Source organism: Gammaproteobacteria bacterium (genome assembly GCA_013214945.1).
In the GTDB taxonomy this organism is placed as follows: domain Bacteria; phylum Pseudomonadota; class Gammaproteobacteria; order Enterobacterales; family Psychrobiaceae; genus Psychrobium.
Genome location: JABSRT010000002.1, coordinates 67800 through 84931, shown reverse-complemented (window position 1 = coordinate 84931; position 17132 = coordinate 67800). Strand labels below are relative to the sequence as shown.

Genomic DNA, 17132 nt, shown 5'->3' with positions numbered 1-17132 from the left:
TGCTTGCAACAATAAGTTTTAAATACGTGCCGACATAGCTCAGTTGGTAGAGCAACTGACTTGTAATCAGTAGGTCCCGAGTTCGACTCTTGGTGTCGGCACCATTTAAAATTTACATTTCATTTTATTGAAATGAACAAATCCTGTTTTTCAGGTGCAGACTTTATTTTTAAAGTTATGCCTCGATAGCTCAGTCGGTAGAGCAGAGGATTGAAAATCCTCGTGTCCCTGGTTCGATTCCGGGTCGAGGCACCATCATTTAGCCTAACGGCTTTTTTGTATTCATTAATTTGAAATATGAAATAAATTGATAATTTAGGTTTTAGACCGAGTTATCTGATTTAAAAAATCCTGTTAATTCAGGTGCAGACTTTTATAAGTCATGCCTCGATAGCTCAGTCGGTAGAGCAGAGGATTGAAAATCCTCGTGTCCCTGGTTCGATTCCGGGTCGAGGCACCATCATTCTAGAGAAAAGCCAACCTTCGGGTTGGCTTTTTTCGTTTAAGCCCTAAAAAGTTTAAAGCACGAAAATATACCTATCAATTCCCCGCAAAGCAGCCAAGCCTGTAATCAGTTAATTTAGATCGATCATTACAAACATTGTTTTAGTTCCATTACATTAAGTGTTTACTTTATAGCTACTCAGCCATAAAGTAGTATAAAGTAGTATTCTCTTGCCGATCCAGCTCTAGTACCATGATCTCCCCTGCCAAGGATAATAATGTTTCGACAGGTATTTACTAAACCGATAACAAAAGAATCTTTTTTTGATTTAATAATCAATCACAGCCTCAAGGTGCTTATCTTGGTCTTCACTCTGCTGTCGCTGATTATTTTTATCTACCTTAGTAAGCTCTCCAATGAACAAATTAGAACTAACGCCCTTAGAACAGCCGCCTTATACACCGAAACCCTAACACTGTTTAGAACCCTATATAGCTCTGAAGTGGTCAATACGGTTAAAAGAGGTGGCCTAGCTGTCACCCATGATTACAAAGAGCAACATAACGCGATTCCGCTGCCTGCCACATTAGCGATGATGTTAGGCAATAGGCTAGGAAACGATGAACACAGCGTATCGAGTCGACTTTATAGCCCTTACCCATTTCCGTGGCGACTAAAAACCGGGGGGTTGAACGATGACTTCTCTGACAAAGCATGGACCGCCTTAACCAAGGACCCAGCGACTCCTTATTATCAATTTGAAGCGGTAAATGGCCGCCGTACGTTACGTTATGCCAGCGCAGACATGATGCGGGCAAGTTGCGTTAACTGCCACAATGCTCACCCTGATACGCCAAAAAATGACTGGGGGACCGGAGATTTACGTGGCATTTTAGAAATTAACATTCCGATAGACCAGAATTTCAATTTAGCCAATCAAATGGTACGACACACTCTTTACGTATTAATCGGCATTTTAGTCCTAGCACTATTAGGGATCGGAATAATTATAAAACAATTACGATTACGCACCAATCAAGCGCTAAAGGCACAACAACAATTATTGACCATTTCATTGACTGACAGTTTAACCAACATTGCAAATCGTCGCCGTTTTGACCAAGATTTCCACCTTGAATGGCAACGCGCTCAGCGCACCCATAGTAGTCTGGCTATTGTGTTATTTGATGTCGATGATTTTAAAGCGTTCAATGATAACTACGGCCACCAAGCTGGGGATCTCATTTTGCAGCAATTATCACAAATAATGGCGACTTCAGTACGACGAGCCTCGGAATTAATGGCGCGCTATGGTGGAGAAGAGTTTGTCTTATTATTGCCTCATACAAATGCGGCAGACGCGGCTTACGTAGCCAACATTATCCGAAAAAAGATTGAAATCGCCGCGATTGAGCATCAATACGCTCGTGCTAAGCGGGTCGTTACTATTAGTGCTGGTGTATCTGCCGTAGTCCCCAACCAACAAAAGACCGCAGAGTCATTGCTAAAAAATGCTGACGCAGCTTTATATCTGGCTAAGTCACAGGGCCGAAATTGTGTAATGATATACCAAGAAAAAGAACAGCCCTCTAAAAAAAGGGCCTGTGATTGATTAACTCCAAATGCCTCGGGTATCGATTAATTTTGGAATATTGATTCTGTTGGCATCAAAGTTTCTAAATTGTTTATGGTCGACTAATAACATCACTATATCAGCTTCAATCATTGCATCATTAAGCGCACATAGTTGGGCCGAAGATTCAAAGGCGGCTGGTAATTGGCCAATATTTGGCTCGACAATTAATAAACGTCCCAAATGAAGGTTTGAAATTTCTCGTGCAATATCCAAGGCGGGGCTTTCACGCAGGTCGTCAATATCGGGTTTAAACGCAAGACCTAAACAAGCAACACTTACCTCTTGCGCGGTTTTATTGGGGTTTTCAATTAAAAACTCAGCTAATTTCTGCTTAAACTGCTCAATGACCCACAACGGCTTATTATCGTTAACCTGACGCGCCATGCTAATTAATTTGGCCTGTTTTGGGGTTTTTGAAACAATAAACCATGGATCGACCGCAATGCAATGCCCACCAACACCAGGTCCAGGTTGCAATATATTCACTCGTGGATGACGATTGGCTAACGATATTAATTCCCAAACATTAATATCTAACTCATCGCAAATAATTGATAGCTCATTAGCAAAAGCGATGCTGACGTCACGCGATGCATTTTCGGTTAATTTTGCCATTTCAGCGGTCCGCGCGTTAGTAATAATGCACTCGCCATCGACAAAGATTTTGTACAACTCGACACTACGCTGGGAGCATTTAGCGGTCATGCCACCAATAACCCGATCATTGTGAACCAATTCACGCACCACTTTACCAGGCAAAACTCGTTCCGGACAATGCGCTATATTGATATCAGCTTCTTCTCCAGCGTCTTGCGGAAAGGTTAAGTCGGGTCGCAAATCTTTTAACCATTGCGCTAATTTCTCGGTAGCACCAACCGGTGACGTAGATTCTAAAATAACCAAATTTCCAGCTTCTAATACCGGGGCAATGGCCTGGGCTGATTGTTCGATAAAAGACAAATCGGGGTGATTTCCTTCTTTATCGGCAATAAATGGCGTTGGCACCGCAATTAAAAACGCTTCTGCAGCTGCTACTTTAGTTGATGCTTGCAAGTAGCCTTCTTGCACCGCTTTATAGACAATTGCATCAAGTTCGGGCTCCACAATGTGGATCTTACCTTGATTAATAATATCGACAGCAACCTTATTAACATCGACCCCAAGCACTTTAACTTTACGAGAAGCAAAAATTGCGGCGGTCGGTAAACCGATATAACCCAAACCAATAACTGAAATCGTTCCAAAACTCATGATACATTTCCTTGTGCTAATAGAGTGCTAATGATTCGCTGGCATGCTTGGCCATCACCGTATGGATTATGAGAAAAGCTCATTTGCCGGTAAGCATCTTGGCTACTGAGCAAGTTATTTATCTGTTGCACCATGACATCAATATTGGTGCCGACTAGCTTTACCGTTCCAGCTTGCACCGCCTCAGGGCGCTCAGTGGTATCTCTCATCACTAATACCGGCTTGCCAAGTGACGGGGCTTCTTCTTGAATTCCGCCAGAGTCTGTAATAATAATATGACTTCGGTTCATTAAATAAACAAAGGGTAAGTAGTCTTGCGGATCAATTAGAAAAACATTTTCTATATCGCTAAGTAAGCGATTAACCGGCTCCATCACTTGAGGATTTAAATGAACAGGGTAAAGAATTTCGCATTCAGGATGCGCTGTTGCCACCGCTTTTAATGCCTGACATATCCGTTCAAAGCCATCACCAAAGCTCTCGCGGCGATGACCTGTCACTAATATCAGTTTTTTATCTGGATTTAGAAAAGAAAATTGTTGGCTATATTTCTGCTGTAACTCAGGTGTGTTATCTAATCTATCTCGTACTTGTAATAGCGCATCAATAACGGTATTACCGGTAACAAACAGCTTATCTGGACTGACATTTTCATCTAGCAGGTTTTGGCGAGCCATACTGGTTGGACAAAAATGATAATTACACAAGACACTAGTCAGCTTACGGTTTGCTTCTTCTGGCCAAGGGGAATAAAGATTGCCAGTGCGCAATCCCGCTTCAATATGGGCAATGGGTACTTGCTGATAAAAGGCCGCCAGGCTAGCAGAAAAGGTAGTAGTAGTGTCGCCGTGAACTAAAATAACATCAGGTTTAAAGTCGTCAATAACTTGCTGTAAGCCTGTTAGTATTCGTGTAGTGATATCGGACAAAGACTGTCCGGCATTCATAATGTCAAGATCATAGTCAGGTGTGAGTTCAAATAACTCTAACACCTGATCTAACATTTCTCGATGCTGAGCGGTTACACATAACCGATGCTCAATTTGCTCCGTTTCATTTAATAATAAGGCCAATGGCGCCATTTTAATGGCTTCAGGACGAGTCCCAAACACAGTCAATATTTTCACGTAATATCCCTATTAGTTTAACTATTCAACTAAGCATAGCTAACCAAGAGATATTTAACTTTTTATTTAAACTAAAATCTTAACTGCTCGCACCAAAGCTATTTAATGGGACGGCTAAAATGAGATTTTAGTCTAGATCGAAATCGTCACCAAAATCTTCATCTTCGTCTTCAATTTCAGGGACGTTACCATCATAAATATCATTAGTTCTGTATTGGTAATAAGCTTCTCTGACAAAAATATAAGGGTCAAGTGAGCTCTTTAATACCGCTTCTTGTTCTAATAATTGAGCACGCTGATGAATTCCTTTAATCAGCTTAATGCCCAGGCCAGGTAAAAAACCAATCAATGTGCCAGGAATGTAAAGATCATCAACCACATCTCCCACTTCCTTACGCACAGTGGTTGGTCCAAGTGCGGGCACCATCAGGTAAGGTCCGGCATGCACTCCGTATATTGCTAACACTTCACCAAACTCATCATGCTTGGCGTCTAAACCAATCTCTGATGCAACATCAAACAGACCAAGAATACCTATGGTCGAATTAATCAATAGTCGCCCCAAAGCATTGCCAGCATCGGCTACATTACCCTGTAATAGGTTATTGACCATCGCTGATGGTTCATTTAAATTTGAAGTAACATTATAAATGCCATTTTTAACTGGGTTAGGAATATAATTTCGATAAAATACTGCCACAGGTCTTAATAAATACTTATCAAACACCTTGGAGTTTAAATCCCATGATACTCGGTTGGCTGGCTCTAAAGGATCATAAATCTTTTGATCAATTATGGTGGCTGGCGCAGCGTCATCAATTTTATTGGCACAACCGCCTAGTGCTAGGGCTAGACCCAAGACAAAAATAGCTCTGATAAGGTTATTCAATATGGTGTCCATTTGTTAGTAATGTGATGTTTTAAATTATAACATTAGATTAATTGCGCAAACCATCCTCAATTAAGAGCGCTAATGGCTATTTAACCCCTAAATGGTTATGCTTAATTTAAATTGCTAACTAGTATCTGTTATGCCAGAAATTCCAACAACACCAAACAGCGCTGTTTCCAGCCCTAATGTGCTGCCTGTCGAGCCACAAAAATTATCGACAATGCCGCCGATGCTTGGCCATGTGTTGAGCAACGATCAACACATAATTTCATTGAGTTTGCCAGGCCAACCGGTATTGTTACTTGATATTACAGATAACAAGCTATCGCAACAACTGACAACGGGTCAACAAGTTCTGGTTTCGATCAAGCAAATCGACCAGCAGCAACTAATAATTACGCTTAGCAAGGTTAACCCGACCTCGGCACCTGTCGCAGAAATACCTCTTAGCCGAGATCTGGCATTACAGTTGGCAGCAAGCACCAATCTGCCAAGCCAGTTAAGCGAGCAATTACGCTATATCGAAGCAAAAGGCCCGCTCGATATCGGACAGGCAAGACGACTGCCCAACGAGACGCTCAAACTTATTACCCCAAATTTAGTCAACATAACCGCCTCGTTGCCTGGCGCTTCTTTGGTCGGTTTAAACCAAACCTACTCGCTAACATTAATTGTGATGAAAAATAATAGTGCTTTTGTGCAATTTACTCCCTTGCCAGCGAAAGAAGCGCCGATTGTTATTCTAAGCTCTTTAACTGACATCAGCAAAAAGTCGCCACTAATAGATCTGAGCAAACTAATCAGCACTCCGTCGGCGGCTGTAATGAATAAATTACCAGCAATGAACTCTGCGGAACAAACAACGGCTCAAATTCCAGCGCTTAAAGTACCAAAGATAGATATGTCATCGCCTAGGATCCAGCTGTGGTTAAAACATCAACCGCTATCTCAAGTAATGAGTCAGCTCACCGAAGCCACCAAGGACGTTGCCCAACTAAAGTTACCACTAAGTGTTAATGTCATCACGCAGAGTAAAGTGGCCCCATCGATAATTACGCCACAACAGCCTATTAACACTAGTGCCAACCAAGATGTTGTAAAATTAAATAAACCACCCTCGCAAATAATCAGCAATTCAATCGCACCAAAGGCTGAAAGCCTGTCACTGGAAAAATTACCAAGCATAGCGACTGAATCCGCAACGGCTACCCCGCGCAAAGTTACCCCCCAATATCAGCCAAGCTTAATCACGCAACCTGCTAGCGAGACAATTAAATTACCCAACAACCCCCCTAGTAACCTCCCTAGCAACTCTTCTAGCAACTCTTCTAGCAGCCAAGCAGCTCAGCGCAGAGTAATTAGCGCGCCACCAACAGAATTAATAACACCAGAATTAAACCACCAAAAAAAATCACAACCACAAATACAAATACAACATAGCAATGTTGCAGCGGCTACGGAATTAGCGCAATCACTGACCAAAGAAACGCTAATCAATTCGTCCAAGCTACAACCCGCTGCTATTGCTAATTCAAACCCAGTCGTCAGCCCAGCGCCAATTCAGCAAAAGCTACCGCATGCTGAAGTTGCTTCGCCAATGATTGATCTTATAACGAAAAGTAGCTCACAGATTTTATCATCCACAACACCTACACCTACACCTACAACTACAACTACAACTACAACTACAACTCCAACTACAACTCCAACCATAGCCACAGCCACAGCGCCCAATGAAAAGGTTTCACCAGCTGAGTTAGCCACAAAAATAGCATTGAGTCAGGAGCGTGTCTCTAGCCCCCTTGCTGCAACAAATAACTCTGTGCCAGCTAAGCCGACTGATAATGCCCTTAATAACACGCCTGGCATTGATGCCAAGCAAGTAACTGCTAATCAACAAAAGATCGCGACAACAGAGCAGCCAGTAAAACAGCTAAAAAATCATCTATCATTGCAAAAACTTAACGCCTTGTTAGCTTCAATTAATATGTCTCAAGCACCATTGGCTCCATCCCAAACGAAGCAAATAGCGACCACAGAAACTCAGCCTGTTGAATCTCAAGCTATTCTTAAGTTACAGAGCTTAACTAAGCAGCTCCAACATTCCTTGCCCAATATGCAGCAATTGACGACGGCGCCAATATTACCGAACTTAATTGAGCAATTTGTTCGCTTTGATCCCTTGTCACCGTCTAGCATTAATCTTACCAGTCTGGGGCCCTTAGCCGGCGCTTTACAGCTTTTACTTGGTGGGCGCGCAGCTAACTCAACGACCCCTTTAGGGCCTATATTAAGCGCACAATTAAAAAAGATATTGAGTTCAAACAAGCAAACAACCTCGCAAAATTTAGCCCAAAGTTTGGCCCAGTTAAGTCAGCATCCGAGCTTTAAGTCTCTCGAGGAAGTATTAGTAACGCTAAGCGGTCATATTCAGTTGTATCAATACCAAAGCCAAGAGCAAACTAGCACCAACCAGCAAATCTTTTTCTTCACCTTACCAACATCCGAACCCGCAGTACCGCAAGTAGAAGGTCAAATTGAACAACAGTGCGATCCAGACGAACCAGATAAAAAGTCATGGAAATTAACCCTGCTGTTACCAATAGGACCAACCGAAAAGCTGCAAGCGAGCGCTAACTTACAAGGTAGTAACGTTGAGATTGAGTTAACTTGTGAAAATAATGAAATATTAAATAAAGCGGAGTTTTTTTCCGACTTTCTCCGTCAGCGATTAGAGACATTAGGCTTAAAAGCTAATGATATTAGCTGCAAACATGCGCCATTGCCTAAATCGCTATTACAACGCCCAAATCAATTAGTCGAGCTAGTGATATGACCAAAAAGCCAGAAGAAAAACGCGTTATCGGTTTAAAGTATGACCAAAAGTCTGCTCCTAAAGTAATCGCCAAGGGATATGGTGCGTTGGCCGAAGAACTAATCGCTATCGCCAAAGAGAATGACATTCTGATCCACCAAGATGCCCAGTTAAGTAAATTTCTTAGCTCACTGGAACTTGGTCAAGAGATCCCGCGTGAGCTCTATATTGTGATAGCAGAACTGATTGCGTTTGCCTTTGTTTTGCAAGGAAAGTTCCCCGACAAATGGCAGAACAGCCACCAACGAGTAGATATAAAAAGTTAATTTTAATAGATTTTTTATAAAGTTATCTATACTTAACACTTAACGGATATTAATAAATTTATGGAAGATATTATGAAATTCGATCTAGTAACTTTGGCGACATTGTCTGGCTTAATTGCCGCATTAAATGCCGTCTTTTTTATGTGTATTTGGCGCCTAAATAAAGAATATGCCGGGTTGCAAGAGTGGATGGCTGCTTCGTTATGTTTTCCCATCGGTTGTTATTTAATTTATTTTTCAGATAGCTCACAGGTTATATACGCCCACTTTAGTGCCAATATAATTGCCATTTGCGCCACTGTATTATTAGTAGTTGGTTGCCGGAAGTTTTTTCAGTTTAATAAAAATAACAATTTGATAGCCTTATTGTTGTTTGTCCCATTTAGTTTATTTGTCGGTTATTTTACTTTCACAAAACCCAACATAGAACTGCGTTCATTGATTATGGCAACAGTCGCGATCACCGCCTGCTTTATTATTCTAATAGTTTCTATTTCCCCCCGACTGCCTAACCATAACAAGGGCCGAACCTTAATGGGTAGCCTATGTATTTTTCTGATTGGTGTATTTTCTTTACAAATACATAGTCTGGTGAGCCCGCAAAACTCGATGTTGTCTAATTCTGATTATACGATCAGCTTAGTTATTATCTCCACCTTGTTTATTGCTCATTATTGCTTCACCTTATGCTGTATTATCTTATGCAATGAAAAAAGCCAATTCCTTTTAGCTGAGTCCAAACTAGAGATGGCCTTTGATAATAGTACGACCGACGATAAGCCAGCAGCAGAATTTGAATTATCTGAACCGGCACTGCACATTGAAGAGCTAGCACAACCAGCAACTCATGCGGCCAACGAATCGGATGATGCAGTCAGAATTGAGCCGACAATAAACCAAGATCCGCTTGAGCCAACAGTAGCCGAGCAGCAAGAACCAACGCTGGCCCCCTGCGCTGAAGCAACAAGCGATACCACCAATAATGAGCCAGCGCTGCAGATCGAACCGGAACTGCCCAAGAGCCAACCATTTCAAGCTCAACTAATCAATCTTAAGCTGTTACAGCGACATCAAAAAAAATCGCCAGCCGCTGAGTTTAATCAACAAATAGAGCAATTGCCGCAGCAATTTTCTAACTTAATTCTTGATGCTAAAAAATCACATGTAGCCAATCAATCTGTTCAAGCAAAATCGCAACTGCACCAGCTAGCAACACTCGCTGACACTATCGGTTTAGAGCAACTAGCAGATATGGCATTGCAGTTAGAGTTAAGCACGTTAGATCACGCGAGTTTCGAGCAACTATCCCAACTATCTATTTCAAGTATCGAGCAATTACAGCAAGTATTTCTTGATGATAATAGTCCGCAAATAGATCACCGTAGCGCTTAACCAGCGCTGTAATTAGCTACTCGAAAACCCGCAAATTTAGTGGCCTATTTATGTGTATAACCACGATTAAAGATCAATTGGTTATCGCAATTGGTATCACGCAAGCAATCATACAATCAACGATACTTACTGCGGTTATTACGATGAGGAACAGGTTAAGGACGTACCATTACAACCCAAAGATATAACGGAAGCTGTCGCGGAATTTAGAGACTTTCACTGGAGAAATGACCAGACATAATCAGCAACTTAATCAGTGAAAAATGGTGTCTTGATGTCGGTATATACCAACGCAGTAAATTTTGTAGCCCACTGCTTAATGGGTTAATAGGTTAATAGGTTAATAGGTTAATAGGTTAATAGGTTAATAGGTTAATAGGTTAATTCGAACATTCTGCCTCGTAAAACCACAGCAATTAACGACATTGCTAGCAAACAATCAGGCATGGTGCTTAACAATACATCAGGCAAATATTAACTAACACACGTACTAATATTTATATTAGCGTCATTAATCTCGCTAGTATAATCACAGATTTTTACGGTGTTTCTGCCAATCTTTTTTGCGGTATAAAGCGCTTGATCAGCGAGCTCTACAATAACATTAGGGTGAGTACCTTGTAGTGGTAATGCGGTACATACGCCAACACTAACCGTAACATTGTCGGTAACATCAGAGTGTTTATGGGTCAAATCTAGATCGGATACTGCTTGGCAGCACCTATTAGCAACCACCTCAGCTTGCTGGGTATCAATCAACACAATAGCAAATTCTTCTCCGCCGTAGCGTGCCACCAAATCACCAGAACGTTTGACACAGCTTTCTAATTGAGCTGCTATTTTTTTAAGGCATTCATCTCCGGCTACATGACCATAGTTATCGTTATAGCGTTTAAAATAATCAACATCGATGATGATGAACGAAATAGGTCGGCTTTGCCTGATTGCTCGTTCCCATTCATTACTCAGGTACTCGTCCAACGAACGTCGATTAGCTATATTTGTTAAACCATCAATGCGTGATAACTTTTCTAAATTTTTATTTGCCTCATTTAAAGCGAATGTTTTTTGCAAAACCAATTTTTGGATAGTCTTAGTTCGACGTGAAATAACCCTAACATAGCCAACAATAAAGCAAGTGAATAAAAAACCGACAATAGCGACTACCATAGGTAAAGCCCCCCTCCGAACCTCCATATACTCAGTCGTAGGAGACGCAATAATACTCCACTGGCGCCCCCAAATCGTTGGCAGCTGTTTTTCATAAACAATCGACTCGTGCACAGCACCAGCTGTTCTAGGTTGATGCAGATAAAGCGTTTTGGGGGCATCAGGCTGGCTTTGATCAATAAGCTGCATCTCAATACCTAAATATTTATCTTCTAGCGCCGAGCTAACAAAAATGTCACCAACGCGATAAGCACCAACAACAAAACCGACAAAGTTTCTCTGGCGCTGCTCAGCGGTGAAGTTAACACCATGATACACCGGAAGAAACGCAAGAATTCCGTGTTGTTTAGCGCGCTCTTGCACCAAAGTAATACTTGCTGAAAGTTGCGGTTTAGCACTAGATATTGCCTTTTCAATCGCATTTAATCGGCTAGCGCTTGAGCCAAGATCAAAGCCAATAGCGGCCTCATTGCCAGTAATAGGCTCGATAAAAAACACAGGATAATAAACAGCACGCTCGCCAGCACGAATCATTTTTCCTTGGGTTTTTCTTTCAGAAAATTCAAAACCTGGAAACTGAACTTGGTGTCTTTTCTCATAAGCCTGGCGCTGAGATAGCGAAACTCTCGGGATCCACTCTAACGCCTGAATGTCTTCGTGACGACTGAGCATCCGTTTTGCTTCACGATTGAACTGCACCATGCTTGGGTGCTCATTACTATTAAATAAGATACTTAAGGAATATAACGGTTCGAGGCTTAAGACCAATTCACGGTGTAAGGATACAACTTGCTCATTGACCTCTTTTTGAAATGAAGAAATAATAGATTTTTGCTCAAAATCATAAAAAAACCAACTACCAAGTCCGGAAAAAAAACAGCCAAAAATGATAATAATTACTTGGAATTTTCCTGAACTAAAATTGACCATAACCATGCTCTCAATCCTAATGAACAAACCTCGCATCCGTGCGACAAGGTTAAATAATGAACAACATCATACTATGTAAGTGATTGAACAACAAATTAATAGGTAATTTACACTGGAATTAAATTAATTAAGCCGCGGAATAATAAATGCTGCTGGTTGATCACCCCGTAGCACTCAAATTCTTGTTGTAAATCGTCTTTAGGATTATTGCGGCTAACGTCGGTCTGGCGCACTAATATCTGCAAACAATCATTACTTTTAAGGTTTTTCATATGACTACGATTAACACTAAGCTTATGCGACGTATAAATCAGCGGATCAAGTTTAAAGTCGAGTTGCTCTTTAACCGCTTTCTCTAACAACGCACTCGACAATAAAGCGCATGGAAATATCTCTGGAAATTCAATTTTCCCCTCAACCTCATCAAAGAAGTTAGCTTGGGGTTGCAATGAACTACATAAAAAGTTTTTAGCATTACTGGTGGTCATAAATTTTCGTTTGATAAAATATCCACTATCAGGTAAAAAACTCCGATCTGGTGCCGTTTTTAATTGGGCGAAATCAGGCAACTGCGGATCAGCTAAAAAAAGCGGTAATCGAGACTCCTTTTTATAACCTATTAAACACAACTTACCATCGGCTTTAATACTAATGCGGTTACCTAAAACTGGATTAATTGAATCGGGTTTAAATAAAGATTTTTTGACGGAGACATCAACTTGTTGGCCTGGTGACACCGCATTAGCAAATGAAAATTGGTAATTACTAAACATTAAATTTTCTTGAGCAATTAAATCGGCCTCATTATGTTCAAACCGGTGAGCACGCATAGCTCCTTCAATTAGCATTTCTAGTTGAAACCCCAGTAAAATAGGCCCAGTAAACGGGTTGTTCACAACTTGCTGCCATTTATTTTTATCATGAAACAAATTGAAATCATCCGTGGAGTTTCTGGCGACGTCCAAATGAAGTTCACTAAAGCTATAGAGCATAAAATCCGACCTCAAAGGTGAGCTAATTACCGATTAAGTTTAGCAGTGTTCTGTTAATTCAACTTAAATCAGCGGTTATTACCCTATGGCATAACTCGCCAATAGCTTATAATTTCAAGCTTAAACAGCCAGCTACTTAGCCGGTGAAGCTATTTTCAATGAGGTGTCATGCGTTCTATCATGTTTCAGGGCTGCACGAGCGATGCAGGCAAGAGTTTTTTAGTGGCATTAATGTGTCGAGGTTTGGTCAATCGCAAAGTAGATGTGGTGCCGTTTAAAGCTCAAAACATGAGTAACAATGCAGCGGTCACTAGCGATGGCAAAGAAATGGGCCGCGCGCAATGGCTGCAAGCAATCGCGGCAAAACTGGTGCCTAGCGTGTCAATGAATCCTATTTTGCTTAAACCCTCTAACGATACATTTTCCCAAGTGATCGTCAATGGTGAAGTTAACTCTGACATTGGCGTGTTACCTTGGCGTGAGCGTCGCCAGCATCTTTGGCCACATGTTAAAGCAGCACTGGCATCGCTTAATCATCATGACACGATGATCATTGAGGGTGCAGGCAGCCCAGCCGAAGTTAACCTGCGTAACAGCGACATTGTTAATATGGCCGTAGCGATCGAAACGAATGCCGATGTTTATATCGTGGCTGATATAAACCGTGGTGGCGCTTATGCCCACTTGCTGGGCACTTACATGTGTTTAAGCGAGCAAGACCAAAGCTTAATTAAAGGCTTTATTCTCAATCGCTTTCGTGGTGACGAAAACCTGCTGGCGCCAGCTAATGAGTGGATCGAACAGAAAACCGGAGTCCCCGTTGTCGCGGTTATTCCCGAATTAAGCCACCAATTGCCAGAAGAAGATCAACTGCACTATCAAGCCAGCTTTACTGGCACGGATCTAAATATTGGACTTATCAGCTACCCTTGGGCCAGCAATATGGACGAGTTTGATCCTTTGTTTAACGAGCCAGGTGTTAACTTGATCCCTATTTCAAGTGCTAGTGATCTTAGTCAACTTGACGCCTTGATCTTACCCGGCAGTAAAAACAGCGGTGCTAGCCTCGCTTATTTAGAGCGATCAGGCTTAGATCAATTGATCATCGACTTTGCACACAGTGGTAAAACAATTTTAGGTATTTGCGGTGGTTTACAGATCTTAGGGCAAGCGATCACCGATCCTCATCAGATTGAAGATGGCGATCATCAGGGACTCAACTTGATCCCGTTAACAACCGAGTTAAAAATAAAAAAGATCAAACAGCAAACAACCGTTGCCACTGAATTTGGTTTTGACGTCACCGGTTATGAGATCCATTGCGGCATAAGCCATGCAACATCTGATGATCTAATTTCGCATACTGGTGATCTTGGCTGGCGTTATAAAAATATCAGCGGTACTTATCTTCACAATATTTTTAATAATACGGCTTACCGCCAGCAATTTTTAACCGCCTTAGGTTGGCAAGGTCGCTGTATCGATTGGGATAAATTTATTAATAAGCAACTCGATACCCTAAGTGCTCACCCAGCTATCGAGCAACTGCTTGATAGACTGCAGCAATCTTAATAACTAAACAAAGCCAATGGGTCAAGCAATGAGCAACGTAACTAATACAACAGCGACCACAGCAAAGAGCACCAAGTCTGCTTATCAACTTTTCCGGCAAGGCGCTTGGGACGCAACACCATTAATTATTGGTGGCATTCCGTTTGGCATTATTTTTGGCACCTTAGCCCTTAATGCCGGTCTCGATATTTGGCAAACAGTTGGTTTGTCGAGCATTGTATTTGCGGGTTCAGCCCAGTTTGTCGCAATTGGCATGTTAGCTGCTGGCACCTCAATTGGTTTTATCGTTGCTGCGACCTTAATCGTTAATTTACGCCACTTAATTTATGCCGCCAGCATGTTGCCCTATGTTAAGCACTTGCCACAGCGCTGGCGCATTGTGTTGGCGTTTTTATTAATAGACGAAGTGTTTGCTGCGACCTACCCTCGCCATATCAATAACCTCGATGATAAAAACAACCATTGGCACTATTTCGGTGCTGGTTTTACCTTTTATATCAGCTGGAATATCGCCACGCTTATTGGCATATTCTTTGGCCAATCTATTCCTGGCATTGACAGCTGGGGGCTAGACTTTGCAATGTCTGCGACCTTTATTGGCATGGTGGTACCTCACCTAATCAATAAACCGATGGTAATCGCAGTATTAACCAGTGGTTTGTTAGCGGTGCTAACTTTTCATTGGCCACACAAAATAGGCTTAGTATTATCGTCGGTCACAGGCATGGCGGTCGGTTATTATTTAGATCAACGCTTACAGAGTAAAAAATAATGGAAATTTGGTTACTGATCTTACTGATGGCGCTCGTTACCTTTGGCATTCGTTATGCCTTATACGCCAAAGCCAATGCGATAACATTACCGGCAAAACTCGAGCAGGCGCTTAAATTCAGCGCCCCTTGTGTATTAACAGCAATCTGGGTACCCGCGGTATTAATGCCCCAAGGCGAGCTGGCAATTACGTTACAAAACCCGTATTTAATCGGTGCGATTATCGCACTAGGCATTGCGCTATGGAAACGTAATATCTTGCTGACCATAGTGGTAAGCATGAGCTGTTTTTTTGTCTATAAACATTTGATTTTGGCTTAGTGCAATAGGTTTTAGATCGCGTTTTCAGGGTAATTATTACAGTGAAAAAAACTATTGCTGAGCTGTTGTGGTCGAAAAATAGTGGCTGATACGCTGTTCTAACCAATATTTAGGTTTGAACAAAGAACCACTTACAAATCCTAAATGACCGCCGTTTTCTGGGGTGTCGATACTTATATTGATAGGCAACTCTCTGAATTCTTCCTCTATATTCGCCCCCATAAATGGGTCGTCAAGCGCTTGAATAATCAACGTTTGACACTGAATGTTAGGCAAGTACTGACCCGCGCTCGAAATCTTGTAATACTCTTTTGCATCCCTGAAACCATGGATTTTAGCGGTGTATAAATTATCAAACTGTTCAATGCTATTAATCTTTTTAATACTTTGCACGCTCAAACCAATTAGCGCCATGTAGTCGTGGCATAAAAACTTTTTCAGCAAAGATATTTTTAGTGGTCGTAATAGGTACCGTTGATAAACCTTGGCAAAACCATGCTGCATTGTTGCAGAGCAACTGGCCAGCTGAATAGGCGCAGAGACAGAAACCGCGGCGCTCAGTGGTGATGAATGACTATACTCAGCCAGCAACTTCAGTAGCATATTACCGCCTAGGGAGTAGCCTATAGCAAACAGCGGGCTTGCGGGATAACTCTCTTTAAGGTGAGCTATCCAAGCTTTAGCGTCTGCGGTGTCACCACTATGGTAAGCTCTTGCCGTTCTATTGAGCCGCTCGGAACAACCTCTAAAATGCATTAAAACACTGCTGTACCCGTTACTGTGTAAGTGTTGCATCATGCCTTTAATATATGCTGATTTAGATGATCCCGCTAGGCCGTGAAATAGAATAACGATCGGTTTTTTACTGTCCATTGCAGGTTTCTTATACCAGTGACAGTCAACAAAATCGCCATCCTCAAGTTCAAACTGTTGTACCGTAAAATCAATGGCTGGGCACTGGCGTAACAACGTCGGGTACAAGGTTTGTAAGTGTCTATTTTGAAGACCTGTGGCCGCTTTAAATTTTTTCATTTAAATATTCGCTAGTGAGAATTTGTCATATTAGTAATCAAGGGGTCATAATCAAGGGGTCGGGGTTGTTGATTTTGAAACCTCGTGAGTGGCCGGTTGCTATTATAAAAAACTCAAGTTGGTTAGTTTACTCTTGGCATTATCAAGCATTAAAAAGCGGAAGTGAATAACATCACCGTTTTTAACGATGTAGTCTTCAACTTTAAGCATGCCAGCCTCTTTTGGCGCAGTATCAAGTTACTCTGACCGCTTGATTAGGGATTCACTTTTTAATGAACGCTTTAGATACTAGGCGCCCAAGGTAAGTTAATTGACCACGCTCTGCACGCCGTAAACCCATCCAAGGGGCTTGGGCTGGCATCACTGCTACAGCGGACTGCTTCATATCAAAGATATAAAGGTTCTACCTTCGCTCCCAGTAACAGCAGGATTAGTCCAATCAACTTGCCTTTCTCAGCTG

At 41.8% G+C, this 17132-nt stretch carries 13 protein-coding genes and 3 tRNA genes; 10 read left to right on the top strand and 6 right to left on the bottom strand.

Going from position 1 to position 17132, the window contains the following annotated elements:
* Window positions 1-28: 28 nt before the first annotated feature.
* The 4 genes from HRU23_01110 to HRU23_01095 all read left to right on the top strand — a co-directional run bounded on the left by HRU23_01110 (window position 29) and on the right by HRU23_01095 (window position 2057).
* Window positions 29-104, top strand: a tRNA-Thr gene (locus HRU23_01110).
* Between the two features lie 75 nt (window positions 105-179).
* A tRNA-Phe gene (locus tag HRU23_01105) sits at window positions 180-255 on the top strand.
* Window positions 256-384: 129 nt separating this feature from the next.
* A tRNA-Phe gene (locus HRU23_01100) sits at window positions 385-460 on the top strand.
* 262 nt (window positions 461-722) lie between these two features.
* On the top strand, window positions 723-2057 hold the full coding sequence (locus tag HRU23_01095) for a diguanylate cyclase (GenBank protein NRA52720.1): 1335 nt from the start codon (window positions 723-725) through the stop codon (window positions 2055-2057).
* On the opposite strand, the gene wecC is transcribed toward HRU23_01095, so the two are convergent.
* The 3 genes from wecC to HRU23_01080 form a co-directional block, all read right to left on the bottom strand.
* Window positions 2058-3332, bottom strand: a complete 1275-nt coding sequence (wecC, locus tag HRU23_01090; GenBank protein ID NRA52719.1) for a UDP-N-acetyl-D-mannosamine dehydrogenase — start codon at window positions 3330-3332, stop codon at window positions 2058-2060.
* Window positions 3329-4459 carry a UDP-N-acetylglucosamine 2-epimerase (non-hydrolyzing) gene (gene wecB / locus HRU23_01085; GenBank protein NRA52718.1) on the bottom strand — a complete coding sequence of 377 codons (1131 nt, stop codon included), beginning with the start codon at window positions 4457-4459 and terminating at the stop codon, window positions 3329-3331. The genes wecC and wecB overlap by 4 nt, the downstream gene beginning before the upstream one ends.
* A gap of 127 nt (window positions 4460-4586) precedes the next feature.
* Window positions 4587-5336 carry a VacJ family lipoprotein gene (locus HRU23_01080; GenBank protein ID NRA52717.1) on the bottom strand — a complete coding sequence of 250 codons (750 nt, stop codon included), beginning with the start codon at window positions 5334-5336 and terminating at the stop codon, window positions 4587-4589.
* Between the two features lie 154 nt (window positions 5337-5490).
* Here HRU23_01080 and HRU23_01075 point away from each other — a divergent pair, with 154 nt between their 5' ends.
* The 3 genes from HRU23_01075 (at window position 5491) to HRU23_01065 (ending at window position 9884) form a co-directional block, all read left to right on the top strand.
* A complete protein-coding gene (locus HRU23_01075) occupies window positions 5491-8187 on the top strand; it encodes a hypothetical protein (protein NRA52716.1) in 2697 nt (898 codons plus the stop codon).
* Window positions 8184-8492, top strand: a complete 309-nt coding sequence (locus HRU23_01070) for an EscU/YscU/HrcU family type III secretion system export apparatus switch protein (protein ID NRA52715.1) — start codon at window positions 8184-8186, stop codon at window positions 8490-8492. The genes HRU23_01075 and HRU23_01070 overlap by 4 nt, the downstream gene beginning before the upstream one ends.
* 72 nt (window positions 8493-8564) lie before the next feature.
* A complete protein-coding gene (locus HRU23_01065; protein NRA52714.1) occupies window positions 8565-9884 on the top strand; it encodes a hypothetical protein in 1320 nt (439 codons plus the stop codon).
* A gap of 474 nt (window positions 9885-10358) precedes the next feature.
* On the opposite strand, the gene HRU23_01060 is transcribed toward HRU23_01065, so the two are convergent.
* Both HRU23_01060 and HRU23_01055 read right to left on the bottom strand, forming a co-directional pair.
* Window positions 10359-11990 (bottom strand): diguanylate cyclase, encoded by a 1632-nt coding sequence (locus HRU23_01060; protein NRA52713.1) that lies wholly within the window; start codon window positions 11988-11990, stop codon window positions 10359-10361.
* A 101-nt stretch (window positions 11991-12091) separates the two neighbouring features.
* On the bottom strand, window positions 12092-12976 hold the full coding sequence (locus HRU23_01055) for a hypothetical protein (GenBank protein ID NRA52712.1): 885 nt from the start codon (window positions 12974-12976) through the stop codon (window positions 12092-12094).
* A 168-nt stretch (window positions 12977-13144) separates the two neighbouring features.
* On the opposite strand from HRU23_01055, the gene HRU23_01050 reads away from it, so the two are divergent.
* The 3 genes from HRU23_01050 to HRU23_01040 are packed head-to-tail and all read left to right on the top strand — an operon-like array spanning window position 13145 to window position 15640.
* The gene (locus HRU23_01050) at window positions 13145-14548 is read left to right on the top strand and encodes a cobyric acid synthase (protein ID NRA52711.1); all 1404 of its coding nucleotides are present in this window, start codon (window positions 13145-13147) and stop codon (window positions 14546-14548) included.
* Between the two features lie 28 nt (window positions 14549-14576).
* Complete coding sequence (locus HRU23_01045; GenBank protein NRA52710.1) at window positions 14577-15320, top strand: AzlC family ABC transporter permease; 744 nt, start codon at window positions 14577-14579, stop codon at window positions 15318-15320.
* A complete protein-coding gene (locus tag HRU23_01040; protein ID NRA52709.1) occupies window positions 15320-15640 on the top strand; it encodes an AzlD domain-containing protein in 321 nt (106 codons plus the stop codon). Before HRU23_01045 ends, HRU23_01040 begins: the two co-directional genes overlap by 1 nt.
* Before the next feature lie 51 nt (window positions 15641-15691).
* Here the strand turns inward: HRU23_01040 and HRU23_01035 are convergent, their stop codons facing one another.
* Complete coding sequence (locus HRU23_01035; protein ID NRA52708.1) at window positions 15692-16672, bottom strand: hydrolase; 981 nt, start codon at window positions 16670-16672, stop codon at window positions 15692-15694.
* Window positions 16673-17132: the final 460 nt, after the last annotated feature.